The following is a 24,705-nucleotide window of genomic DNA, read 5'->3' on the forward strand; positions in this document are numbered from 1 at the left end:
CAGTGCAAACTTTGTAGTTAAATTGCGGCTAAAATTCGCGAAACTCGAATCAAATAACAACAATCGAATTTTAGGCTCGAACAGGTGGGAAGCAATTAATTATTTCAAGCCTAAGCTAATACGCACAAAGTTATCATCTTCGTAATCAACTTTATGTTCAAAAATTGCAGAAGCGTAAATGGTTCGAAGAATGGCATGCTTTTCGCCACGAGTGCCACGAAATAGCATTGAAATATCAGCAGATAGACGATTGCGATTGTCAAAATGCGCATTCAAATCCGGTGACAGCACACACAATAGGCAACCTTTAGGATTAAAGGTTAAGTCCACCTCCTCTGCACTAGACACCAGTACCGTCGTATTGAGTTCCTTCTCTAGCATGTTAATCAGCAATAAAAAGCTATCTAGATGCGGCAATTCATCACCATGAATGGGCGAGAACAGATTACCAAGCATTGATTCCATATCCAGACGCTGAGATCGAGCGTGGCTAACCAGAGAGCGGACTTTCTTCTTAAAAGGCTTATATTTCTTACTGTTAGCTGCTTTGTTCAGCCAAGCAGAGAGAATGTCGTTAATGTCCGAACGTGACTTTCGGCCTAAAGCCTGTGCAGAGTGATTGGTGTGCAGATGAAGCAATGCATGCAATGCTAGCTCAGACAGGAGAGGCTCAAACTCGGGTTTAATTTTGGTATGGATACTGCGCATGTTGTCTGAACGTATGGTGCCCTGTTCAAGCTTTAATCAATTTACGTACATTGAGAAGGAACGCCATGCTACAGAAAAGCTCAGCTTATGTACAGGTCGAATTTAGTGCAATCGTCACGCTATGGTTGCGACCCAATTTTCATCCTTCTACGAAACGACAAAACCCTGACAGCCGTTAAGCTATCAGGGTTTCTAAATAAATGGCACGCCCTGCAGGATTCGAACCTGCGACCACATGCTTAGAAGGCACGTGCTCTATCCAACTGAGCTAAGGGCGCGCTACAGGAAAAGGATTATACGAGTTCGAGTCCTTAAAACAAGGTCTTTTCTTAACATTCTGATCTGAATGACTAAAAAAAGGTCACCGAACTTCATTTTGATTAAAAACACCCCAAAGCAAACGTTTGCTTCTAGATGTTCGTCAAATTTTTTGCGACAATGCGCAGCAACTAAATAGCCATTCTATTTAAAGGAACGCCATGACTGCTCAAAATATTGATGGAACACTTATTTCTCAAACCGTTCGATCGGAAGTTGCCGCTCGTGTAAAAGCTCGGGTTAATGCGGGCTTAAGAGCGCCTGGCCTGGCTGTTGTGCTGGTCGGTGAAGATCCAGCGTCGCAAGTGTACGTTGGAAGCAAGCGCCGCGCGTGTGAAGAAGTAGGATTCGTATCAAAATCATTTGATCTTTCCGCTTCAACATCAGAAGAAGAGTTGCTGTCTCTAATCGATGAGTTGAATGCTGACGAAGAAATTGATGGCATTCTGGTCCAGTTGCCATTACCCGCTGGTATCGATGCAACACATGTTTTAGAGCGTATTCACCCAGAAAAAGACGTTGATGGTTTCCACCCTTATAACGTTGGTCGTCTTGCTCAGCGCATTCCTAAGCTTCGTTCATGCACACCAAAAGGCATCATCACGTTACTTGACCGCTACAATATTAATCTTCGCGGTATGCATGCTGTTGTTGTTGGTGCTTCCAATATTGTTGGCCGCCCTATGACGCTTGAACTTCTGCTAGCTGGCTGTACAACGACCACTTGCCACCGATTCACCAAAGATCTAGAAAGCCATGTTCGTCAAGCAGACTTGGTGGTAGTGGCTGTGGGTAAACCTAATTTTATTCCAGGTAATTGGATCAAAGAAGGAGCCGTGGTGGTCGATGTCGGTATCAACCGCTTAGAATCTGGTAAATTAGTCGGTGACGTCGATTACAAAAACGCAAAGGAAAGCGCGAGCTTTATTACTCCCGTTCCTGGTGGCGTCGGGCCAATGACAGTGGCCAGCTTGATTGAGAACACTATGTTGGCTTGTGAACAGTTTCACACCAAAAAGAAATAATAAAAAAAGCCACTCGCAAGAGTGGCTTTTTCAATCATCCGATATGAATCACAGCTTTTGTCGGCCTAATAGGGAATGTGAAAGCGTTGTTCCGTCCACCAGCTCCAATTCACCACCAACAGGGACACCATGAGCAATTCTGCTCGCCTGAACCTGATGTTCCTTACACAATTCAGCGATATAGTGAGCCGTTGCTTCCCCTTCGACCGTTGGATTAGTCGCGAGAATGACTTCGGAGACATCACCTCGGCGTAAGCGGTAATCGAGCACATCAAGGCCTATATCACTCGGACCAATTCCGTCAAGTGGTGACAAATGACCCATAAGAACAAAATAACGACCAGAGAACTGACCTGTGGATTCCACTGCAGCTATATCAGCCGGGCTTTCAACCACACAAATTTGACCATTTTCCTGACGTTTAGGATTGGTACAAATATGGCACGTTTCTTCTTCGGTAAAGGTGCGACATTCATTGCAGTGGCCGATTTCCGTCATCGCTTGGCTTAACGCGTCCGCTAGCTGCAAACCACCCTTTCTATCGCGCTGTAACAAATGAAAGGCCATACGCTGAGCCGACTTGGGGCCAACCCCAGGCAGACAACGTAAGGCCTCCATCAATTGCTCCAGCATATGACTGGTGCGCATTAACTAACCCTATCGATTAGAAAGGCATTTTCATGCCTGGTGGTAGTTGCATACCTCCAGTCACGCCAGCCATTTTTTCTTTCTGAGTTTCTTCAACACGACGAGCAGCGTCGTTGAAAGCAGCAGCGATAAGGTCTTCTAGCATTTCTTTGTCGTCTTCCATCAGACTTTCATCAATCTCAACGCGACGCACACTGTGGCTACCCGTGATAGTGACTTTTACTAGACCAGCACCAGACTCACCAGTCACTTCCATATTTGCAATTTCTTCTTGAAGCTTTTGCATACGCTCTTGCATTTGCTGGGCTTGCTTCATTAGATTGCCCATACCGCCTTTACCAAACATGATTATCTCTCTGGTTATTTAGCTTATTTCGTTAATAGATGGGGTCGAAATGTGAATTTTCAACCCCAGACTTAAATTGGTCGTACACTGTCTTTATCGAGTTCTGCAGCAAATCGCTGCTCTATAAACTGGACATGACTGTCATTTTCTAGGCTGACAAAAGCCTGCTGCAATCTACCTTGATAAAGCTTTTCTCTAAGCTCTAGAGGTGTTTCTCCACTGTCGCCTATCTCAACAGCAAGATGGCACTCCTCACCAGTAGCTCTGTTGACTGCTTCAAGTAATTCACTTTGCGCGCGCTCAGTATTTAAATGCGCTTGCTGAGGCCTTAATGTCAGTGCAATTGAAGAACCTTGTTTTTCAAAATGGGAGTTAAGAGCCAATTGTTCGGTCAGCTTTGCCGTATCCAACTGGCTAATCAGCTTCGCCCATTCATTTTTCTCTAGGCTCTCTTCTGCTAATTTTTGAGCCATTTCAGGCGTTTTTTCATGTTCCAACGCCTTTTTTATCTGAGTTGGAGTAAGTTCGCTGCCCTGTTTTTCGACTTGAGGCAGTGTCGGCTTCCACTGATAAGGCTCATTCTTATCCGGCTCAGGTGTCGCTACTGATTGTGAGTTTGACAATGGCGACACCGGCATAGTTCCTGAGTGTCGCTGAGCAACTCGGTCAAGAACAGAATCTGATTTTTTTGCTGATGTCGCGTTAGCCTTTTTTGGCGTATTTCCTTGATTGTTCCCTTTGCGTTGAGAACGAAGCTGGTGACGCAATCCACTCACAGGCGATGTAGGTTGGTTCTGTTGCACTGAAGGCGGAACCTGCTGCTCTTGAGGCATAGATTGAATCGGTGCGTCATGCTGCGGAGGAGCGTAATCCATAGGCTCAGGACTATATTGCTCAGGCATATAACCAGCCGGAGGTAATTCATCTCGCTCCTGCGGATAGGAAGGCGATGGCACAGCGGGCGGAGTTATATTAGGTGTGGGCGCACTAGAGACAGGTTGAGAAACTGGCGCTTGAGTCTCCGGCTCTGACGGATCAACATCTGTCGAGATAGCATGTGTTTGAGGTTTTGCCGACGGTCTGAATGCCATCATTCTCAGTACGACCATCTCTAGGCCGATGCGCTCTGAAGGCGCTAAAGGTAGATCTTGGCGGCCTTTCAAAGCAATTTGATAATACAACTGAACATCTTGAGGTGCTAAAGCACGGCTCAACAGCTCTATTTTCTCAGCGTCAGGCTGCGCCTTGTCCAAGGTAGCAGGCAGTGCCTGATACATTGCGAGGCGATGTAATTGAGTCGCAAGCTGTTGGAGTAGCCCATCCCATTCAACACCGTTTTGCGCTAAAGCCGATAAACTGTCCATCGCAACCTGAGGTTGCTTTGAGCTGATCGCCTCGAGCAAATGCAACGCCTGATCGGTATCCAGTGTACCCAACATATGCGCCACACTGTCGGTAAGCACCTGCCCATTCCCCAATGCAATAGCCTGATCACTTAAGCTTAGTGCATCACGCATACTGCCATCTGCGGCATGCGCAATCATTCCAAGCGCTCGGGGCTCAGAAGAAACTTGCTCATGCTTTAAAATATGATCCAATTGCTCATGGATATTATCAACACTGATTGGCTTTAGATGGAACTGCAAACAGCGAGATAAAATGGTAACTGGCAGTTTCTGAGGATCGGTTGTCGCCAGAAGGAATTTCACATACTCAGGCGGCTCTTCAAGTGTTTTAAGCAACGCATTAAAACTATGGCGCGAGAGCATGTGAACTTCATCTATTAGATAGACCTTAAATCGACCACGTGCAGGTTTGTATTGCACGTTATCAAGCAATTCACGAGTATCTTCAACTTTAGTGCGTGACGCTGCGTCGATTTCTAATAGATCGACAAATCGACCTTCATCGATTTCTCTACAAGTATCACAGATGCCACATGGCGTAGCGGTAATCCCTGTTTCACAGTTCAGCCCCTTGGCAAACAATCGACCTATGGTCGTTTTACCGACACCACGTGTCCCGCTAAACAAGTAGGCATGATGAAGCCTGTTCTGGGCTAAAGCATTTTCTAATGCTGTCAAAACATGGCGTTGCCCTACAACTTCATTAAACTTTGTAGGTCGCCACTTTCGAGCTAAAGCAAGATAACTCATGAATATATCCGATTAATGGCCGTCAAATTCACAAATACTGTATACGTCGAGGCCTAAACCTTCTAGACGCTTGTCACCACCAATCTCTGGAAGATTGATAACGAATGCAGCATGTTCTACAACGCCACCCAACTGACGGATCAGTTTAGTGGTAGCTTCAATAGTGCCACCAGTCGCAAGAAGATCATCAACAACTAACACTTTATCACCTTCTGAAATCGCGTCAGTGTGGATTTCCAGTGTGTCAGTGCCGTACTCAAGCTCATAAGATTGTGCAACCGTCTCACGTGGCAATTTACCCGGTTTACGCACAGGCACAAAACCTAGCCCTAATTCCAGTGCAAGAGGAGCGCCAAAAAGAAAACCACGCGCTTCTGTACCAACAATCTTGGTAAAGCCCATGTCCTTGTACTTCTCAACTAATAGTTGGATCGTCGCTTGGTAAGCAGGAGCGTCTTCCATCAAGCTGGTCACGTCACGAAAGAGAATGCCTGGCTTTGGATAGTCTGGAATACTTTTGATGCTAGATTTGATCAGTGAGATTGTTTCAGTTGTCATAACTCATTTCTTAGATTGGCTAAGCGTATACCTTATCGTGTCATTATGTGGCAAGCGCTAGCGAGGTTCTCAGCACAATTGGGTCATTAACAGCTGACTTAAATTATCTGTGCCTACAATAACAAACGCCCACTCGAAGAGCGGGCACACTTCCCTGCAATCTTAGTGATTTTCTTGCTTGTCAGCAAGGCGCTCAATCACAGGCAAACGAATAAACCAAGTCAATAAGATGATCAGCATAACCACCAGCATAATCTTTAACCAAAAGTGAGGAACAATCCAAATAGAAAAAGTAAAACTCGCAACCATACAGATGGCACCACGTGTTTTTACTTTACTGGTTACTGCGCCGTGCTGATGCCAATTGTCTAGAATAGGTCCGAACGTTTTGTGTTCATGCAACCAACGATGAAAAGTTGGACTGCTGCGCATAAAACAAGCGCTAGCAAGAAGAATAAAAGGAGTCGTTGGGAGGAGAGGGAGGAATATGCCCAGAAAGCCCAGGCACAAACTTAAGCCACCAACAATATTTAAACCAAGTCTTTGAATACTGATGGTAAGCTCCGAAAAATCAGTTAGAAGCCCGCGTATCCGTTCACTACACGAATCCAAGTTAAAGTGGCTGGTAGTGTTGGAATCAATAGAGCTGCAATAAAACCTAGAAAGTAGAAAATATTATAAGGTTCTTTGAAATCTTTGTCTGCCATGGGATTACTTCTCTAATGTAAGTGACGATTTTTCAAACCACGAGTTAAACTTTCGTTAAAACATTGGGTCATTTTTGTTTTGGCGGACTATACCTTAATCTCTTGCTCATAAACACCGAGCAAAAGAAGGGTTATTTCGATATTGAGCTCAATAACGAGGCAGCGCTTATGCACTGCCTCCGCGGAAAATGTCCAAGCTGAAACTACTTGACCCAAGACAGCTCAAAGTTAGCTGGCAAGCAGACTGTATTGGCAAATCGGTGGTAATAAAGTTCTTCGCGCAACTATCCCCTAGCCTCACACCCGCCGGGATGTGCTGAGAAAAATAGCCATTAGACCATTGGGCATCCAGCCCTGCCGGCAAAATAGACAAAGTACCTTCAGAGACATCAGCAATACCAAACATGGCATGTACTGGGCTAGCACAGTCTGAACAGGCTAAACCTTTCTCCAGCAAATCTGCAATGTCTTTGAGATCCGCGTTAAAACATTTAAGGTTACGTAAATAGTCATGGAATAGAGCGCGGACTAGTAAAGTAGTTGCCGCACCATGCTGGCCTTCACTTGCTGAATCAACAAGATAAAACGCAAACTGACCATTCATTAGCCACGCATAATCGAACACCAAAGGCATAACATCTGTTGACTGCAACAAGCGGTAGCTGCACTTCCAATCCCCCTGAGAGGTATCCTTATCTGGAAGTAATGCGTGAAGTAAATCTTTCGCAGCCATAGGATTATCTTCGAGATATTCTAGGTGCCAATGTAATTCCTGCTCTTCAGGCATATCGCCACTGTCTACACGAAACCATTGACTGGCGAAATCACGCTGGTCACACAGATGGTTGTCTGAATCATCAAGTGTATTTTCGATCGCACTCGCAAGGTGCTCATGATTAGAAATTGGTTTTGGTAGGAAATCTTTAATACCAAAGCGAAGTGCTTTAGCAACATCAGACATTTCATCTGTTGCTGACACCACAATTAAAGGAAGAGATGGGTACTCTAAACTCACCTCTTCAACAAATTCGATACCGTCTAAAACAGGCATAGACAGATCACAAAGGATGAGATCTGGCTCAGCGCTTCTTAACTTTTTCAGACCTTCTAAACCATTTTCAGCTTCGACAACCTGATAACCTTGAGCCTTAAGGAATCCACAAGTGATCTTACGGAAGACAGGATCATCATCGACTAGCATGATCAATTTTTGGCTGGCAGCCAGCTGAGTTGAGGGCGTTGTCGCCACTTCATATGTTTTATGCATAAACCTTCGCCTCACGCAACTAAAAACGTACAACTGCTGTTATTATTGTTTTTGTAAATTGTTTCAAACACTCATTTAAAAGTAGTCGCGAAAGTGTATTTATACAAATCTTCCACTTTGCGCCCTTGTTGCATACTATATGTATGCAATGTCAAAGATCGTAAAACTTGTTGATGTGACTCAACCTTTGACATCTGTTATAGATATAAATTACCCAAATTCGTAAAAAAATGTGTCGGACGTAATGAAATTAGATGATCTCAACCTTTTTAGGCTAGTCGTTGAAAATGGGAGTTATACTGCGACATCTCGCAAGACGATGATTCCCGTTGCAACAATCACACGACGCATACAAGCGTTAGAAGAGGCACTTAACCTTAGGTTATTAAACCGCCATGCTCGTAAACTTTCCCTTACGGAAGCCGGTGAACGTTTCTACAACGAATGCTCTCCCCTACTCAACCGATTAACCTCTGCAGCCGAAGAGATCACTGACGAATGCCGAGGCGCTGCAGGCAAAATCCGCATTTCCGCACCCTCAAACCTCACTAAGCGTAGAATGATGCCCATGCTGAATGAGTTTATGAAACACTACCCTGACATCAACATTGAACTGACGACTAGCAATCATGCTGATCAACTTGATCCGACAGAGTGGGATGTCATTTTCCGTGTCGGCCCTCAGAGAGATTCAAGCCTGATTGCGCGTAAGATAAGCTCAGTTGAGGACATATTAGTTGCCAGCCCTGAGTACTTAAAAAATAACCCTACTCCAAAACATGCAGAAGATTTACACAATCATTCCCTATTAAAAGGTGCACCTCTTCTTAAATGGCAACTCACCAACAGCAATGGTGAAACCGTCGTCAACAATGACAAAGGACGCTTCCAAGCAAGTACTCTTGATGTCGTACGCAGCGCGTGTTCCAACGGATTAGGGATAACCCTTATGCCAGATGCCATGCTTAAAAAGTACATTGAAGATGGCAGTTTAACGCGCGTACTCGAAGACTGGAGTGCGAACCCCCGCGATATCTATATGCTTTACAATCATAAAGATCACCTACCAGAAAAAGTACGCTTACTTATCGACTTTGTTATTGCCTACAATATTCACTAGATGAAAAAAGAGCTTGGACAAACCAAGCTCTTTTCCTAATCCCTACAGATACTCAACAAACTTACTCAGGTCGCGCTCTGGTACCTTCATCGGTGTGCAAGCTGGTGTACCCAAATAGAGAAAACCGACAATTTCGTCGTCGCCTTCCAGTCCAAATGCTTGATGAACCGCTTGATGGAACATCCACTTGCCTGAACGCCAAAAACCTTGAAAGCCTTGAGCAACTGCCGCCATTTGCATCGCCTGAACCGCACAACCCGCAGATAAGTATTGCTCTAGTGCCGGTACTTTTTCGTGCTCAGTGACTTTTGCAATCACTGTGATAACCATAGGTGCACGGAATGGCGCATTTTTCAGCTTCTCTATTACCGCTTCTTCGCTGCTCTCTGCTTTGGCCGCTGAAACCAGAATATCTGACAGTTTGTTCAGCCCCTCTCCCTGGGAAATAACAAAACGCCAAGGCGTCAGGCCTGCATGATCCGGGGCTCTCAATCCTGCGCGGATTATGTTCTCAAGCACATGACCTTCTGGCGCAGGGCTAGACAGTTTTGCTATCGAACGGCGGTTGAGCAACAAATCTAAAGCATCCATTTGAAATCCTTACTGAGTTTTATAATTGCTTTAGTTTGATCATAACCTCAGGTTACAAAAAAGGCGAACCTTACGGCTCGCCTTAGTGTCATCTAGTCGTGTATTACTCGTAGAACGATTTCTCTAACCCTGCTCGGGTCAACAAACCGTCACATGGAGCGAAACGATCACCATATTTCTGTGCGTGCTCGTTCATCATTTCTACCAGTTTCTTCACGCCAATCTGATCCATGTAGCGGAAAGGGCCGCCAAGGAAAGGAGGGAAGCCAATACCAAAAATAGCACCAATGTCACCGTCTCTAGGGCTACGAATAATGCCTTCGTCCAGACAACGAACCGCTTCGTTCAACATAGGTAGCACACAGCGCATCGCGATGTCTTTCTCTGCCATCTTAGACTCTGGTGATAAGCTCAATAGCTTATACACTGACTTGTCGACTTCCTTCTTCTTACCTTTATAGGTATAGAAACCTTTACCTGTCTTACGCCCTTTACGATTGTCATTCAGCAAGATATCGAACACGTCAGGACCTTGGAAACGTTCGCCTAATTCTTCAACCAGAATCGGCATAATCTTAGCACCGATATCGACACCGACTTCGTCAAGCAAGGTGATAGGGCCTACTGGGAAGCCAAAGTTCAGCAAAGCTTTATCCAATTGCTCTATCGGCTCACCAGACATCAACACTTGCGCTGCTTCATTCATGTACGGAGCAAGAATACGGTTCACGTAGAAACCTGCGCAATCTTTAACAACAATCGGCGTTTTACCTTGCTTACGTGCAAACTCAACTACAGTCGAGATTGTTTCATCAGACGTTGTTTCATGAGGAATAACCTCAACCAACGGCATTTTTTCTACTGGGCTAAAGTAATGAAGACCTACGATGTTTTCAGGTCGCTGCGCTTTGTCCGCTATCTGATGAATAGGCAGCGAAGAGGTATTAGTAGCAAAAATAGTGGTATCTTTCGCATTCTCTTCCACATCAGCAACCATTTGCTGCTTCAGGTTCAAATCTTCAAATACGGCTTCAACGACAACATCCGCGTGATTGAAACTGGTAAAATCTGTACCACCTGACATTTGAAGCATTTTGGACTGCAGTTGTGCTTTAGAAATAATGCGACGCTTACGCTGCTTATCAAACAACTTGTAGTTGTACTTCAATGCGTTAAGAACACCATCATTAGAGACATCTTTAATACGCACTGGAACTTTCGCTTTCGAGACACTGACGTGGCTAATTCCAGCACCCATCAGGCCACCACCAAGAACCGCCGCACGTTCAATTGCTTTAGGCTCAGCATCACTGCCATTCTCTTTCTTCATCTCAGTTGTCGCGAAGAAAATAGAGCGAAGTGCTTTCGACTCAGAGGTCATTACTAACTCACCAAAGCGCTGCGCTTCTTTTTGCTGGCCTTTCTCAAACCCTTTCTCTAAACCGTAGCGAATCACTTCTAGGATTGCCTCTGCCGCTGGGTAATTGCCACGAGTCTTTTCGATGGTCTTCTTAGACGCTTGTTCAAAGATCACTTTACGACCAAGGCCGGTATTAGCGATCAGTTTCTCTTTCGTTGAAACCTTACGTTTGGCTCGCGATTTTCCAGCATGCTTTTCGACAAAGCTCTTCGCAACCTCAAGTAAAATAGTCTCAGGTACCACAGCATCCACAACACCAAGCTTCTTGGCTTTTTTAGCGCGTAACTGCTTTCCTGTAAGAATCATATCCAGAGATGGTAACAAGCCGACAAGGCGTGGCAATCGCTGCGTACCGCCAGAACCCGGTAGAAGTCCAAGTTGTACTTCAGGTAAACCTAAACGGGTTTTATCTGAATTGGTACAAACTCGGTAATCACATGCAAGAGCAAGTTCCAAACCGCCACCTAGGCAAGGGCCGTGAATAGCAGCGATAACAGGATAAGGTAGGTCAGAGAGCTGTTGAAACATCTGCTGGCCTTGCTCAGCTAAAGCTTGAGCTTCTGAAGCACTATTGCATGCGTCCAGCATCCTAACATCAGCACCTGCGATGAAGTTATCTGGTTTCAGAGAGTGGACAATCAAACCTTTTACTGAGGAGCTTTTCTCCTTCAGTTGGGTAAAGATGTCTTCCATTTCCTGAGCAAACGCAGCCTGCAAAGTGTTCATTTTCTCACCCGGAACATCAATAGACAGCCAGGCGATATCTTGTTCGTCTATTTTTAACTCAAACGCTTTTTGCTCGCTCATTACTCAACCTCCAAAACCATAGCTGCACCCAAACCACCTGCGGCACACGCTGTATTCAGCGCCAGTCCACCACCTCGACGTTTTAGCTCTCTTAACGTCTGAGTTATCATTCGTGCGCCAGTGGCTGCAAATGGGTGACCATAGGCAATCGAACCACCAAGCACATTGAACTTATCCATATCGATTTCACCAATCGCTTTAGAGCGACCCAGTTGCTCTTGTGCAAACTTATCAGAAGCGAACATCTTCACATTGGATAAGGTTTGAGCAGCAAATGCTTCATGCATATCAATCAAAGTAAGGTCGGACAGTTCAATACCCGCTCTGTCGAGCGCCATCGGTGTTGAGTAAGAAGGCCCCATCAGCATATCGGTTTCAACCCCAATAGCAGAGAATGCGTAAGAGCGGATGTAGCCCATAATTTCAAGGCCCAGCTCTTTCGCTTTACCTTCACGCATCAGCATAATTGCCGCTGCGCCATCTGTAAGTGGAGTACTGTTTGCTGCGGTTACGCTGCCATATTGACGATCAAAAGCAGGGCGTAATTTCGCGTAACCTTCAAGGGTAGAGTCATGGCGAATGTTGTTATCTTGCGAGATCCACTTTTTGTACGGTTCAGGGAATGCCGTCATGACTTCCCCTTCAATTTTCCCGTCATTCCAAGCTTGAGCGGCAAGAGTATGAGATCGATGCGCCAACGCATCCTGCTCTGTACGGGTAATCGAATGTGATTTCGCCATCTGTTCAGCAGTTTGGCCCATCGACAAGCCTGTTGAGTACTCTGCAACCGCTGGAGGTACCGGCATCAGATCTTTAAATGATAGACTTTTAAGAATTTTGAGCTTTTGGCCCATGGTTTTAGTTTTGCTCAGCGCCAGAAGATTTGCGGCAAGCTTTTTAGAAACACCAATAGGTAAAACAGAAGAAGAATCCGCACCGCCCGCGATACCTACATCGATAGTGCCTGACATAATGCTCTCTGCCACATTCACTGCAGACTGAAAGCTCGTCGCACAAGCGCGCGTCACACTGTAGGCATCGGTATGAATGTTCATTCCCGTACCTAATACAATCTCACGTGCGATGTTCGGAGCTTCCGGCATTTGCACAACCTGACCGAATACCACTTGATCAATCAACTTTGGATCAATCTCGGTGCGAGCCATCATTTCACTCACTACCATTTTACCTAGATCAACCGCTGGAACTTGGCTGAACTCAGTACTTTGGCGTGCAAATGGCGTACGCAAACCAGCGACGACTGCGACGCGCTCTCCGGAACGCGTTTTCACTTCCTGCTTGCCCATTGTTTCTCCTTTAAGAATAAGAGGTCTGACCAGAAACATTGTAATCAGAATGTTAACACAATCAAACGACCGTTTAAATAAACGTGACTTAGGATGGAAAAGCAATTTAAACCAAGAGAATGAACTAAAGCTGAACGCAGCAGTCATTTATAGAACAAATAACTTGCAGACAAAGACTTAGTCCAGACAATCTATGAGCAAAAAGCTCTATCATCTATAATTGCTATACAAGAATTAAGTGTGGGCAAAAAAAAACCACACAGAACTGTGTGGTCGGAATATATAAAACAATTAACTTACGCCAATTGAAAATAATCAGTTTCCTGATTAGGAGAAAGTAAAGTCAGCCTTCAAAAGGAAGTGTCATCTTGCTCAACTTGTTAGTCATAAGACCAACTAGATGACAAGGAGTACTATAACCTTTGAAATTCATCGGATTTTGAAATAGATCAAGTTTAAGTGGATTTATCCCCCTAATTCGATTTTATAAAATAATCCTATTCACTTTCACTCTATCAGTAGCTATGAGAACATTCGCTTGCACATAAAGTTGGACATACCCGTTTGATTTAGGTCTCACGCTATAGCCTTTACTTACAGGCGTACAACAAAAACCACAGAGCAAATTTGGAGGCTCATGTGTCAGTCATCAATTTTTTTGGGAAGAAAAAGTCCAGTAGTCCGGTCAACTCGGATATGGACAGACAAAGAAAGTATGAAGCGCTTGTCAGAGCGTATCACAGAGATCTGTACCGCTACGCTTACTGGTTGTGCAAAGATCAGTCTGTGGCAGAGGATTTGGTACAAGAAACTTGCCTAAGGGCATGGAAATCTCTGGATAGCTTACAGGACGAAAAAGCAGCAAAATCTTGGCTCATTACTATTTTGAGACGAGAAAATGCTCGCCGCTTCGAAAGAAAACAGTTTGATCTGGTCGATATTGATGATCATGGTAATGATGCAAAGGTCAGCGATGACCCACACCATCAGTCAGAATGGGTCCAGGCACAGATCATGAAGCTGGAAGATGAATATCGCGAACCACTTTTCTTGCAAGTCGTCGGTGGCTTTAGCGGTGAAGAGATTGGTGAGATACTAGGTCTGAATAAGAATACTGTGATGACTCGTCTGTTCAGAGCAAGAAATCAATTGAAAGACATGTTAGATACAGAAAACAGTCACAGAGGGCAGCAAAATGGATGAGTTAGAATTTCGTCGTCGCATCATGTCCGATCCTAAAGACCGGGACAGCTATATCTTAGAAGCAATGAAGTCGAATGATGCCAATGGCAAGTTCGCCGATGATATTCTGGATCTCGACGCTCAGATTGCCAAAGCAATGAATGTAGATGTCCCTGAAGATCTGGCGGACAGAATATTATTCAATCAGACATCAAGCACAGAATCAAACGTAGTTAGACCGAACTTTGCCAAACGTGCCATGGCCATGGCAGCATCGATTGCTTTTGTTTTTGGTTTGCTCGTTGGACAGGTGAATTGGGGAAACATTGTTGTATCTCCAGCACAGGCTAGTCTGGCTGATACAGCTATTAAGCACGTCATCGATGAAAAACCGTTTGTTCAAAATTTAGATGAAAACGTCGCATCACCACAAATTAACGCCAAGATGATGCCGTTCGATCATCAGCTTGGTGAAAACTTCCCTTACCACGTCTACTACCTAAATCATTGTGGGTTTGGTAAGTCGAATGCACTTCACATGGTCTTCCGTGGTGAAAAAGGTAAAGTTACCTTGTTCTTAACGGGCATCGCTTCAGATAAGACTGTCGACTTCGAGAAAGAAGGTATGGCAGGTGTTGTAGAACCTGTCGGTCAGACCAGTTTAATCTTGGTCGGAGAAGAAGGTGAAGATGTTGCCAAAATCGCCGAAAACCTGATGACTATCATCAAACCGATGAGTTAACCAAATTTTAACATTTTGTGACCTACCTCATGGCTTGAACGAATCGTTTAAGCCATTTTTTTAGCACAAAATTAGAGTTAGAGCTCTAAAAAGAAGAATTTTTCAGCATTTTCCTGCCAGATACACATCATTTCCATAATTTTATCATCCAATTAGGCAATGGTCGGATTTCTATCTTTTATACTTGAGTCTAGTATCAGCCACCACTGAGCTTTTGCTCGAGTATAACGTCCGGTAGAGACGAACAAAAAAGGAAAAAGCAAAAATGAACAAGACGCGTCTGTTTAAAAAATCACTTTTAGCAGTGACCATTGCCACAACTACAATGGCTTCGCAGCAAGCTCTCGCTGCAGGTTTCCAACTTAACTCTCAATCAGCAACTGGTTTAGGCCGAGCATTCGCTGGTGACGCTGTTATTGCTGACAATGCTTCTGCAATGGCGCGTAATGCCGCTGCGATGGCTCTGTTTGACCGCACAGAGGTTTCTCTTGGTTTTAACATTATCGATTCTGAAGTTGATGTTAAAAATTCGACATTTACAACTAATGGCACTGCACTAAATGGCTTTGCAACTGACTCAACTCAGACTATCGAAGATACGACGAATGATGCTACTTCCTTTGTCCCTAACCTATACGTTGTACACCCAGTAAATGAAAAATTTGCAGTGGGTCTAGGTATTTACTCAAATTTCGGTACTACGAATGAATTCGATGATAGTTGGGGGGCTGGTACTAATGTTAGCCACCTAGGTGGTCAACTTGTTACACCGGGCGCTGATGCGTTTGGCGGTGTTACAAACGTAACAACAACAAACTTCCTATTCGCTGGCTCTTATCGCATTAACGAGCAGTGGAGTGTCGGTGGTGGCCTGGATATAATCTATGGCGAAGGTGAACTAAAGAGACAATCTCCTGGGACTTCATCTTCAATTAATTCACTACCACTTACTTCAGACCTAGTGAATGTAGATGCTGATGGTTGGGCGTTTGGTTTTAACTTGGGCACTGTTTATGAAATGGATGAGAACAATCGCTTTGGCTTAAGCTACCATTACAGTCCAGAAAAAGAAGTCGGTGGTACAGTTTCATACAATGCTGACTCAAACATTGGTGACCTAAAAATTCCACTACCAGACATGTTTGAATTCTCAGGTTATCATCGTATAGAAGATACTTCGTTTGCTGTTCACTATAGTGTCCAATGGATTGGTTGGAGCGCGTTTGATCGCCTAGCAACTACTAACGGCACAGAAATCAAACAGTACAAATGGCAGGACACTTTCCATTATTCAATCGGTGGTACATACTACATTAACCAAAATTGGGAAGCTCGTATCGGCTATATGTTTGATGAAGGTGTACAAGATGAGTTGACATCAGTATCTGTTCCGGATTCAGATCGCCAGTGGTTCTCTGCAGGTGCAACATACCACTTCAACAAAGACCAAACCGTTGACCTAGGTTTTACTTACCTAGTCGGTGAAGATATGAAGGTAAGTGACAACATCGCGGTTAATGGAACAAACGTGCTAACTCTCGATACAACTACAAAAGCTTCTGCAATCCTATTTGGTGTGCAGTACACTCACAAGTTTTAACGTGTAGTTAATAACAACTTTAAAGGGCCAGTTTTTACTGGCCCTTTCTTTTAGCTGAACGATAAAGCCCACTTTAAATCTCTGTTTATCAACCATTTTAAGCGTACACATGTACTCAAAAACACCCTTTTCATACTACGCATGTACGCTCAATATAAAAAACAAACCATTAACATTTAGTCAATTAAAAAGAAATTTGGTCAATTAGTAATATTTTATGCCAAATATAGAGTTAACACTGTTTTTAATTTTTAAAGTAATAGCTCTAAACTTATGATCGCACGACAAATTATCAATACGTTCAGCGAACATAAAAATGAAAACAAACAAAACTCTTCTATCTCTTGCAGTGGCAGGTGGCCTTCTTTCTGCATCTGCATCAGTAAATGCGGCAGGATTCCAGCTCGCTGAATATTCAGCCACAGGTTTAGGTCGTGCATACGCTGGTGAAGCAGCTATGGCCGACAACGCGAGCGCACAGTGGCGTAACCCAGCAATGCTAACCTATCTCGAAGGTACTCAGATTTCTGTCGGCGCTATCTATGTAAACCCTAATGTAGATGTCAGTGGTAGTGTGGATGGCTCTAAGTCATCAAACCCGACCCTTCCTACATCAAATGCAACTTCTGATGATTTCGCAAATGATGCTGTTATTCCTAACTTTTATATCTCTCATAAGTACTCTGAAAAAGTCGCTGTCGGCTTTGCGATGGGCACTAACTACGGCATGGAAACTAACCTAGGCGATGACTTTGCCGCTGCACACTTTGGTAATGAAGCTAGCGTTACTACTATGGAAGCGAACCTGAACGCAGCATACAAGCTCAATGAACAGTTCAGTTTTGGTGGCGGTATCCGTTATGTAATGGGGGAAGGTAGCTTTGGCGCAAAAACGCCGGAAAACAACGTAATTGGTGTTATTGGCACGACTCCAATTTCTGCGGCCAAGGGCACCACTCTAAAATACATGGAAGGTGATGATACCGCTTGGGGTTGGCAAGTCGGTACAGCTTGGCAAATTAATGAAGATCATAGAGTTGGTTTTACTTACAAATCTGAAATTGATCTTAAACTTGAGGGTTACGCAACAGGTATTGGTTTTGACTCGTCCCTTGGTAATGGAAACCGTGATAACGGCTCTATGGATCTCGCCTTACCTGCAACTGCAGAGCTAGCAAGCTTCCATCAGCTAACGGAAAAACTAGCGATCCATGCTAGCTTAAACTGGACAGATTGGAGCAGCTTCGAGAAACTTGAAGCACAGCTTGATACCTATGGCACTAAAATGGTTAAGGTTGAAAATTGGAAAGACAATTACCGCTTTGCTATCGGTGCTACCTATCAGGTTGACCAAAAACTAACTCTACGCACTGGCGCTGCATACGACACGTCAGCAGTTAGTGATAAAAACCGTACAATTACCATTCCAGAAACCGATCGTACATGGCTGAGCCTTGGTGCAAGCTACGAGTTTACTAAACAGTTCACATTGGATGGCGGATTAACCTACATCCTTGCGAAAGATGCACCAATCACCGAATCACGCGGATACGCATCGGATGATGAAGCACAAAATGTTGCAGGCCAATTCGTCGGCGAGACTAAAGGCAACATCTGGCTAATCGGTGTTCAAGCTAATTACAAATTCTAAATAAATTATCCCGTAAATAAAAAAGGCTTGGTCATGACCAAGCCTTTTTTATTAGAAATCTTCATCCAGATATTCATCTAGGTAAGCTTCTTCATCTGCATCGTAATCGTCCTTAGGCTCGATTTCTGCTTTAAAGTCTTGCCTTTGAAGAAATGCATCGCGTGTAAGCGCATAAGGATCGGGAGAGTTCTCCAACATCGCTTCTTGAGATACTAATGCCGCGCGTGTCTCCATACCTTCGAGCGCCCATTTACCTAGCCCAGCCCAAAAATTGAGTAATGACAGTGGGACATATAAGCCATCAACAATGTCTGTAGATTCACGCACAGTCCAAGGGCCATAGCCTGGCACCATCACATATGGCCCATTACCTACCCCATAATGGCCAACGGCGTCACTGAAAGCTTTCTCATTATGGTCGGTGATCCCCGCTTCAGACGCGATATCAATGATGCCTAAAAGCCCAAAGGTACTGTTAATCCAAAAGCGATTGAAATGATCGAGTGCTTTCTCACCATTCCCCATTAAGATGTTGTTCACCATACTTGCTGGCTCATCTAAGTTGCCAAGGAAGTTGGATACGCCATGACGCAGAGGATCTGGCACGTAGTTAACGTATGCCAACGAAACCGGACGAACGAAGTAAGGGTCTAAATAGTCATAGTTGATTGTCCACATCGTGCGGTTAAACCCCTCAAATGGGTCATTGACCTCCGATTCAGCTGACGTTGAGTGTTCACTTTCCTGAGGTGAGCCCGCACAGCCAAATAGAAAAATTGACGTACAAGCAATCACCCATATCTGAGACTTAAAGCTCTTCATTATTATAATTTCCATAAAAAAGGCCGGTGTAGTCACCGGCCTTCGTACATTCATAAGGGGTATCTATTGATACTGCTTATCAATTATAACTTCAACAGGTTCGCCCATTTTAACGGCTTCGCTCTCTCCAAACCAGTCCCCTTGTTTGGTTGCCACATTTCCATCGCTATCTAGACGCACTCTTACCATCAAAGATTCAAGTGAAGACAGTTTACGGTCTTGCAACATGCTGTTTCCATCGTCCAAAACAACGGTTCTTGGGAAAGAGCCCATCGGGTATCTGGCAGCAGCTACTGGCATCGGAGAACCATCGGCAGTGTGAACTGAAACGATCAGCGCTGAATTAGGATCAGCCTGAACGTCTGCACTCAAAGCGATAGAGACAGACACAGATTTACTGCTCGATACGCGATCGCCCATTTGTTTCTGAGCATTTTCAATGCTGCGAGAGAGCATCTCATAACGACTGTCCTGCGGACCGATCATCTGCTGCATCACACTCCAGTAGCGAACTGCTGCTGGGTAATCTTTGCGTTCATATGCATCGAACGCTAACAATGAGAATACGCGTAAATCAACGTAATCGCTCTGAACCAGTTGACCAAGAATCTTACGAGCTTTGTCTTGGTCGATATCATCCTGAGACAACATCAAAGCTTGCGCATAACCCAATTTGACATCTGCGTTGTCTGGTTCAAGTCTGTACGCTTTTTTCATTGACCCAATTGCCGTTTCCACATCCCTATTGGCTAGTGCAATACGACCAAGGAGCAACCAACCTGTAGAATCATCAGGTTGGTAATGCAGACGAGTACGAAGTGCCAGAGTCAGATCCTGCATTTCGTCGTCGCTCAATGCCGTACCTTCTGGTGCCATAAGCTTTTTAGACAAAGCAGGAAGATTTGCACTCACTTGCTGCCATTCCACAACTTCATCCGAAGCACCGAATTTCATGTACATGGCGTAAGACAACACTACAACCAAAAGAACCGATGGAATAAGCACTGCCATTGGTGAGATGCCGTTTTCACGCTCGACTTTCTGATCTTCCGGGATATCGTCTAACAGCGATTGTTTCAAATCGTCGATCAGATCTTGTTGGTTTTCAACTAACCCTTCTTCGGCTTCTTCTTCGAGCTCCGATAAACGGTCTTTGTAAAACGCCTTGTTTAACTCATCACGCAATGCTTCATCATTATTCGCTTTTTTTCTAATGATCGGCAAAGCAATCAGCAGTGAGCTCAGTACCACAAGAATGACTGAAGCTACCCAAAATAGTGTCATTACTGCTTATCTCCATCATTCTTATTATCCAGCAGCTCTTTCAAGCGCGCTTCTTTCTCTTTATTCCAAGATTCTGACTGTTCAGGTTGCACCTTACGTGATCGAGTTCTTAGGACAATAAAGCCAAAGCCAAATACCACGACACAAATCGGCCCCAGCCATAAGATTGATGTCGCCATTGTGAATGGTGGATTGTAGGTAACAAAATTGCCGTAACGAGCAATCATATAATCAACGATTTCCTGTTTTGACTTGCCTTCTTTGGTCATTTCATACACTTTTTGACGTAAGTCGACAGCCAACTCTGCATTGGAATCCGCGATAGTATTATTTTGACATTTAGGACAACGAAGGGTGTTACCGAGTTCTTTGAACTGCTGCTCTTGTTCCAAGTCATCAAACTCATAGATTTGGATTGTGGCATGTGCTGCCAAAGACAGAGTCATCGCAGCAAACAGAGCCAATATCATCTTTTTCATTGCCCAGCCTCCGCCAGAACTTGCTCATACATCGGTTTCAGTGTTTCGTTCCAGTTACGGTCATTCACATCACCGACATGGCGATAACGAATTTTGCCTTGTGCATCAATAAGGAATGTTTCTGGTGCGCCATATACGCCCAAATCTAAACCAAGCATTCCGTTACCATCGAATAAGCTGATCAGGTATGGGTTACCAAGTTCATTTAGCCACTGAACGGCTTTATCACGTTCATCTTTGTAGTTCATACCAATGATCTTAACACCTTGCGACGCTAACTCATTCAGGTACTGGTGCTCGGCATAACAAGTCGGGCACCAAGTCGCCCATACGTTTAGCAGTAGTGGCTCACCTTTAAAGATGGACTGATCGTAAAGCTTGCCTGGCTCGGCTAGATCTTCAAGACGAAACTCAGGAACCGATTTGCCGACAAGTACCGACTCTAGCTTGGTAGGATCATCGCCATGTGAGTTTTTAACAAGTTGGGTGGCAAAAACTGCCACCAACCCCAAAAACGCCAACAGTGGGATGAATAGTAATTTCTTATTCATTATGCCTCCTGCGTTTTTGCACTTTTTCTGAAACGATAACGCTTGTCACTGATTGCAATAGCACCGCCTAGAGCCATTAGCAATGAACCAGCCCAGATCCAGCGAACAAACGGTTTGTAATAGATACGTACTGCCCAAGACTTGTTATCGTCTAGACGTTCGCCCATCGCGATATACAAATCACGAGTCACACCACGATCAATCGCAGCTTCTGTCATCATCGAGCGTGCAGTGCGATAGAAGCGTTTTTCTGCATGAAGTGTATTGATGTACTTGCCGTTATGAGTGATTTCAAAGTCTGCAATATAACCATCATAGTTAGGGCCATCTTTGTCACGCAGTCCTTCAAAGTAGAAGTCATAGCCTTGAATGTTGTAATGCTGACCAGGAGCCAAACGTACATCTCGCTCGATGCTGTAGTTCTGAACCATCGCAATACCAATGATACTTACAGCAAGGCCAATATGCCCCATCATCATAGCCCAGTGGCTACGTTGAAGTTTCTTGATACCAACAGCAAAACTGTGACGGTGAGTCGCACGCTCATGCAACTCAAAGCCGTGCATGAAAATAATCCACAACGCCATGACCCAGCCTAAATAAGCCATAAACTGGAAGAAATCGGCAAACAAGTAAACAAACACACCTGCAAGTACAAGTGACGCTACACCGGAAACCAGCATAGGCTTGATCAAGCTTGATAAGCTATCTCGTTTCCAACGAATCAGCGGACCGATACCTAGCAAGAAAGAGAAAGGAATCATCAGCCACGCAAACAACATGTTGAAGAACGGCGCACCGATAGATACTGAACCCAAACCAATCTGTTTATGAACTAGGGGTAACAATGTGCCGACCAGAACCACCACCAAAGCAGCAATCAACAAGACGTTGTTTGATAGCAGGGCATTCTCACGTGAAACTAAGCTAAAGTTACCTCGGACACGAACGGTTGCCCCTTTCAAAGCGAACAGCAGTAACGAACCACCAATAACAAACACTAGGAAACCGAGAATAAACATGCCTCGTGATGGATCGGATGCAAACGCGTGAACTGAAACCAAAATACCCGAACGTACTAGGAAAGTACCTAATAAACTCAGCGAGAACGCAGAGATTGCCAACAATACAGTCCAAGCCTTAAAGGTGCCGCGCTTTTCAGTTACAGCTAATGAGTGCATTAACGCTGTACCCGCAAGCCAAGGCATAAAGGATGCATTTTCTACTGGATCCCAGAACCACCAGCCACCCCAGCCGAGTTCGTAGTACGCCCACCAAGAACCTAGTGCAATACCTAGAGTCAGGAATAGCCAAGCCGCTGTCGTCCAAGGTCGAGACCAACGAGCCCAAGCCGTATCAAGTCGACCTGTCATCAATGACGCAATAGCAAAAGAGAACGCAACTGAGAAGCCTACGTAACCCATGTAAAGCATTGGTGGGTGAATAATCAAACCTGGGTCTTGAAGCAGTGGGTTTAAGTCACGACCATCGACAGGAAAGAATGGCAGGGTACGTAGGAACGGGTTAGATGTAACGATGATGAACAGTAAGAATCCAACCGTAATCATGCCCATTACAGCAAGCACACGAGCAACCGATTCTTGCGGCATGCCACGACTAAATGTCGCAACGGCAACTGTCCAAGCGGCTTGAATCAGAACCCAAAGAAGCAAGGATCCTTCATGTGCTCCCCAAACCGCTGTCAGGCGATAGTACCAAGGTAACTGACTGTTTGAGTTGGTAGCAACATAGTTGAGCGTGAAGTCATTGGTGTAGAACGCCCAAAGCAGCACACAGAAAGATAAAAGAAGTAGCAGGAACATGCCCCAAGACAGAGGTCTTGCGGTGTTCATCAGCATAGTATTATTTCGAGACGCACCGACTAACGGCAGTATGCTCAACAGCACTGCCATTGCCAGTGAAACGATCATTGCAAAATGACCAATTTCAGCAATCATTGACCGCTTCCTTGTTTTTGTTGTTCTGTATATTCAAGCGGTTGGTGATTTTTCTTCATCGCTTCCGCTATCTCTGGCGGCATGTATTCTTCATCATGCTTTGCCAACACTTCAAAGGCTTCAACGGTCGTCGCATCTTTCAACACACCCTGAGCGACAATGCCCTGCCCTTCACGGAACAGATCTGGAAGAATACCGTCATAGACGATGGTGACCTTAGGGCCAACATCATGCAAATCGAAAGAAACACGCAATGATTCAGGGTCTCGTCGAACCGAACCTTCAACCACCATACCGCCAATCCGTAGACGTTGGCCGACTTCAGGTTTGGTGCCATCAGGTTTACCGTCAACCAACTCTGTTGGTGTATAGAACAAATCCATATTCTGATTTAGTGCGTAAAGCATTAAACCAACGGTAGCACTAATACCAATGAAAATTGCTAAGACAATGCCCAGCCTTTTCTTTCGCCTAGGGTTCATAATGTGTTCTCCAAATTTTTAGCCGCATCAATACGCGCTTGCCTGTCTACCTTCGACTGCACTTCATTCAACAGGTTTTTGCCACGGCGGATACTGACCAGAAGCAGAACAAACATCGAAAAGAATGTGATACCAAAAGCGCTCCAAACATAGCCGGCATAACCGCCCATCGCGAAAAAATCGCTCAAAGATTCAAAATGCATCGTTTAGTTACCTCGCTGAGATTTAGCCTGAGCTAAAGCAATCACCCACGGGCGGTGACTCTCTTTGCTAATAATCTCATTGCGTAGACGAATCATCGTCACTACACCAAAGAAAAATGCAAAACCGAAAATGTTCAGCAATAGAGGCCAAAGCATATCGCTAGAGATGGAAGGTTTTGCAAATTTAGTGATAGTAGCTCCCTGATGTAGGGTATTCCACCACTCTACTGAGAAATGAATAATCGGTAAGTTCACAACACCAACAATCGCCAGAATACCTGCCGCTTTGGCTGCTGTTTTCTGATCATCAAACGCGTGATAAAGCGCGATGACACCGAGGTAAAGGAACAAGAGGATCAGTTCAGAGGTTAAACGCGCATCCCATACCCACCATGCACCCCACATCGGCTTACCCCATACGGCCCCTGTAAGCAAAGCAATGAAGGTATAAACCGCACCGATTGGAGCCATTGCAGAGGCGGCCATGTCTGACAGCTTGACCTGCCAGACCAAGCCAATAAACGCAGCAATCGCCATGGACATGTAAACACCCATAGACCAAATCGCAGAAGGGACATGAATATAAATAATCCGGAAGCTATCACCTTGTTGATAGTCAGAAGGGGCGAAGGCCAGTCCCCATACCGTTCCTACCGATAAACACAGCAGGGCTAATATGGAAAACCAGGGCAATAGCTTACCACACAGCTGATAAGCGGTTTCGGGCTTGGCATAAGGATGGAGCCATTTCCACATCGTCGTTCTCACTCTTA

25 protein-coding genes and 1 tRNA gene are annotated in these 24,705 nt (G+C 44.7%); 6 read left to right on the forward strand and 20 right to left on the reverse strand.

Going from position 1 to position 24,705, the window contains the following annotated elements; all coding sequences use genetic code 11:
* Positions 1 to 99: 99 nt before the first annotated feature.
* Together QMA41_RS05735 and QMA41_RS05740 are read right to left on the reverse strand one after the other, a co-directional pair.
* Complete coding sequence (locus tag QMA41_RS05735; protein WP_281629088.1) at positions 100 to 708, reverse strand: DUF2913 family protein; 609 nt, start codon at positions 706 to 708, stop codon at positions 100 to 102.
* Positions 709 to 909: 201 nt separating this feature from the next.
* Positions 910 to 986: transfer RNA gene (locus tag QMA41_RS05740), tRNA-Arg, on the reverse strand.
* 201 nt (positions 987 to 1,187) lie between these two features.
* Here QMA41_RS05740 and folD point away from each other — a divergent pair.
* Entirely contained in the window at positions 1,188 to 2,051 is an 864-nt protein-coding gene (gene folD / locus QMA41_RS05745) for a bifunctional methylenetetrahydrofolate dehydrogenase/methenyltetrahydrofolate cyclohydrolase FolD (protein ID WP_006959385.1), read from the forward strand.
* A 48-nt stretch (positions 2,052 to 2,099) separates the two neighbouring features.
* On the opposite strand, the gene recR is transcribed toward folD, so the two are convergent.
* The 7 genes from recR to QMA41_RS05780 all read right to left on the reverse strand — a co-directional run bounded on the left by recR (position 2,100) and on the right by QMA41_RS05780 (position 7,733).
* Entirely contained in the window at positions 2,100 to 2,699 is a 600-nt protein-coding gene (gene recR / locus QMA41_RS05750) for a recombination mediator RecR (protein WP_006959387.1), read from the reverse strand.
* A gap of 16 nt (positions 2,700 to 2,715) precedes the next feature.
* Positions 2,716 to 3,045, reverse strand: a complete 330-nt coding sequence (locus QMA41_RS05755) for a YbaB/EbfC family nucleoid-associated protein (RefSeq protein WP_006959389.1) — start codon at positions 3,043 to 3,045, stop codon at positions 2,716 to 2,718.
* 71 nt (positions 3,046 to 3,116) lie between these two features.
* Complete coding sequence (gene dnaX / locus QMA41_RS05760; protein ID WP_281629089.1) at positions 3,117 to 5,201, reverse strand: DNA polymerase III subunit gamma/tau; 2,085 nt, start codon at positions 5,199 to 5,201, stop codon at positions 3,117 to 3,119.
* Positions 5,202 to 5,213: 12 nt separating this feature from the next.
* Positions 5,214 to 5,759, reverse strand: a complete 546-nt coding sequence (gene apt / locus QMA41_RS05765) for an adenine phosphoribosyltransferase (protein ID WP_019277864.1) — start codon at positions 5,757 to 5,759, stop codon at positions 5,214 to 5,216.
* Between the two features lie 162 nt (positions 5,760 to 5,921).
* A complete protein-coding gene (locus QMA41_RS05770) occupies positions 5,922 to 6,287 on the reverse strand; it encodes a YbaN family protein (protein WP_050778619.1) in 366 nt (121 codons plus the stop codon).
* 47 nt (positions 6,288 to 6,334) lie between these two features.
* Entirely contained in the window at positions 6,335 to 6,466 is a 132-nt protein-coding gene (locus QMA41_RS05775) for a hypothetical protein (RefSeq protein ID WP_006959397.1), read from the reverse strand.
* Between the two features lie 166 nt (positions 6,467 to 6,632).
* The gene (locus QMA41_RS05780; RefSeq protein WP_006959399.1) at positions 6,633 to 7,733 is read right to left on the reverse strand and encodes a response regulator; all 1,101 of its coding nucleotides are present in this window, start codon (positions 7,731 to 7,733) and stop codon (positions 6,633 to 6,635) included.
* Positions 7,734 to 7,977: 244 nt separating this feature from the next.
* Between QMA41_RS05780 and QMA41_RS05785 the strand changes: the two genes are divergently transcribed.
* Complete coding sequence (locus tag QMA41_RS05785; RefSeq protein WP_019277863.1) at positions 7,978 to 8,853, forward strand: LysR family transcriptional regulator; 876 nt, start codon at positions 7,978 to 7,980, stop codon at positions 8,851 to 8,853.
* A gap of 42 nt (positions 8,854 to 8,895) precedes the next feature.
* Here QMA41_RS05785 and QMA41_RS05790 read toward each other — a convergent pair whose 3' ends face one another.
* The 3 genes from QMA41_RS05790 to fadI form a co-directional block, all read right to left on the reverse strand.
* Positions 8,896 to 9,444 carry an NAD(P)H nitroreductase gene (locus QMA41_RS05790; protein ID WP_019277862.1) on the reverse strand — a complete coding sequence of 183 codons (549 nt, stop codon included), beginning with the start codon at positions 9,442 to 9,444 and terminating at the stop codon, positions 8,896 to 8,898.
* Positions 9,445 to 9,547: 103 nt separating this feature from the next.
* Entirely contained in the window at positions 9,548 to 11,671 is a 2,124-nt protein-coding gene (gene fadJ / locus QMA41_RS05795) for a fatty acid oxidation complex subunit alpha FadJ (protein ID WP_281629090.1), read from the reverse strand.
* Positions 11,671 to 12,978: an acetyl-CoA C-acyltransferase FadI gene (gene fadI / locus QMA41_RS05800; RefSeq protein WP_281629091.1), complete on the reverse strand. Its 1,308-nt coding sequence runs from the start codon at positions 12,976 to 12,978 to the stop codon at positions 11,671 to 11,673. Before fadI ends, fadJ begins: the two co-directional genes overlap by 1 nt.
* A gap of 627 nt (positions 12,979 to 13,605) precedes the next feature.
* Between fadI and QMA41_RS05805 the strand changes: the two genes are divergently transcribed.
* The 4 genes from QMA41_RS05805 to QMA41_RS05820 all read left to right on the forward strand — a co-directional run bounded on the left by QMA41_RS05805 (position 13,606) and on the right by QMA41_RS05820 (position 18,153).
* On the forward strand, positions 13,606 to 14,181 hold the full coding sequence (locus QMA41_RS05805) for a sigma-70 family RNA polymerase sigma factor (protein ID WP_029236321.1): 576 nt from the start codon (positions 13,606 to 13,608) through the stop codon (positions 14,179 to 14,181).
* Complete coding sequence (locus QMA41_RS05810) at positions 14,174 to 14,902, forward strand: DUF3379 domain-containing protein (RefSeq protein WP_281629092.1); 729 nt, start codon at positions 14,174 to 14,176, stop codon at positions 14,900 to 14,902. The genes QMA41_RS05805 and QMA41_RS05810 overlap by 8 nt, the downstream gene beginning before the upstream one ends.
* A 265-nt stretch (positions 14,903 to 15,167) precedes the next feature.
* Positions 15,168 to 16,502, forward strand: coding sequence for an outer membrane protein transport protein (locus tag QMA41_RS05815; RefSeq protein WP_043007272.1), 1,335 nt, complete (start codon positions 15,168 to 15,170; stop codon positions 16,500 to 16,502).
* Positions 16,503 to 16,818: 316 nt separating this feature from the next.
* Positions 16,819 to 18,153 carry an outer membrane protein transport protein gene (locus QMA41_RS05820; protein ID WP_281629093.1) on the forward strand — a complete coding sequence of 445 codons (1,335 nt, stop codon included), beginning with the start codon at positions 16,819 to 16,821 and terminating at the stop codon, positions 18,151 to 18,153.
* A 51-nt stretch (positions 18,154 to 18,204) separates the two neighbouring features.
* Here the strand turns inward: QMA41_RS05820 and QMA41_RS05825 are convergent, their stop codons facing one another.
* The 8 genes from QMA41_RS05825 to QMA41_RS05860 form a co-directional block, all read right to left on the reverse strand.
* Positions 18,205 to 18,975, reverse strand: a complete 771-nt coding sequence (locus QMA41_RS05825) for a VacJ family lipoprotein (RefSeq protein WP_006959417.1) — start codon at positions 18,973 to 18,975, stop codon at positions 18,205 to 18,207.
* Between the two features lie 63 nt (positions 18,976 to 19,038).
* Positions 19,039 to 20,259 carry a c-type cytochrome biogenesis protein CcmI gene (gene ccmI / locus QMA41_RS05830; protein WP_281629094.1) on the reverse strand — a complete coding sequence of 407 codons (1,221 nt, stop codon included), beginning with the start codon at positions 20,257 to 20,259 and terminating at the stop codon, positions 19,039 to 19,041.
* Positions 20,259 to 20,738, reverse strand: coding sequence for a cytochrome c-type biogenesis protein (locus QMA41_RS05835; RefSeq protein WP_281629095.1), 480 nt, complete (start codon positions 20,736 to 20,738; stop codon positions 20,259 to 20,261). The genes ccmI and QMA41_RS05835 overlap by 1 nt, the downstream gene beginning before the upstream one ends.
* Complete coding sequence (locus QMA41_RS05840; protein WP_006959426.1) at positions 20,735 to 21,289, reverse strand: DsbE family thiol:disulfide interchange protein; 555 nt, start codon at positions 21,287 to 21,289, stop codon at positions 20,735 to 20,737. The genes QMA41_RS05835 and QMA41_RS05840 overlap by 4 nt, the downstream gene beginning before the upstream one ends.
* Positions 21,289 to 23,247, reverse strand: a complete 1,959-nt coding sequence (locus QMA41_RS05845) for a heme lyase CcmF/NrfE family subunit (RefSeq protein ID WP_064488477.1) — start codon at positions 23,245 to 23,247, stop codon at positions 21,289 to 21,291. The genes QMA41_RS05840 and QMA41_RS05845 overlap by 1 nt, the downstream gene beginning before the upstream one ends.
* Positions 23,244 to 23,729, reverse strand: coding sequence for a cytochrome c maturation protein CcmE (gene ccmE, locus QMA41_RS05850; protein WP_006959430.1), 486 nt, complete (start codon positions 23,727 to 23,729; stop codon positions 23,244 to 23,246). The genes QMA41_RS05845 and ccmE overlap by 4 nt, the downstream gene beginning before the upstream one ends.
* The gene (ccmD, locus tag QMA41_RS05855; RefSeq protein WP_006959431.1) at positions 23,726 to 23,932 is read right to left on the reverse strand and encodes a heme exporter protein CcmD; all 207 of its coding nucleotides are present in this window, start codon (positions 23,930 to 23,932) and stop codon (positions 23,726 to 23,728) included. The genes ccmE and ccmD overlap by 4 nt, the downstream gene beginning before the upstream one ends.
* A gap of 3 nt (positions 23,933 to 23,935) precedes the next feature.
* Positions 23,936 to 24,688, reverse strand: coding sequence for a heme ABC transporter permease (locus QMA41_RS05860; RefSeq protein ID WP_006959432.1), 753 nt, complete (start codon positions 24,686 to 24,688; stop codon positions 23,936 to 23,938).
* Positions 24,689 to 24,705 lie beyond the last annotated feature (17 nt).

This window comes from Vibrio sp. St2 (assembly GCF_947311885.1).
In the GTDB taxonomy this organism is placed as follows: domain Bacteria; phylum Pseudomonadota; class Gammaproteobacteria; order Enterobacterales; family Vibrionaceae; genus Vibrio; species Vibrio coralliilyticus.